General features: G+C 52.1%; 1 protein-coding gene. It reads right to left on the bottom strand.

Annotation, left to right across the window (positions count from 1 at the left end):
* A partial coding sequence (locus FN960_RS24230) for a benzoate/H(+) symporter BenE family transporter (RefSeq protein WP_185971153.1) occupies positions 1-265 on the bottom strand: 265 nt, incomplete at both ends.

Raw genomic sequence — 265 nt, 5'->3', positions numbered from 1 at the left:
CTGCGAGCAAATAGAAAATGCCTGCAACGGCAGCGGCCAGCCAACGTTGATCTTTATCCGGATGCGCTTCCGGGCTTTGGCAAATAGCCGCGGTGATTGCCGCAATACCGACGGAATAAACGCCGAAAGGGGAAAAAACCAGTGCCAGCAATCCAGTAAATACAATTAATGGCGAAACAGGAGCCGAATATCCAGCTGCTTTCATTGCTGCGATACCCGGTGCGTTTTGCGATGCCATCGTCACCAGAAAAAGGGGGAGTGCAAC

Source organism: Alkalicoccobacillus porphyridii (genome assembly GCF_007293315.1).
In the GTDB taxonomy this organism is placed as follows: domain Bacteria; phylum Bacillota; class Bacilli; order Bacillales; family Bacillaceae_D; genus Alkalicoccobacillus; species Alkalicoccobacillus porphyridii.
Note: the sequence above shows the minus strand (reverse complement) of the source record. Positions and strands in the feature narration are given on the sequence as shown.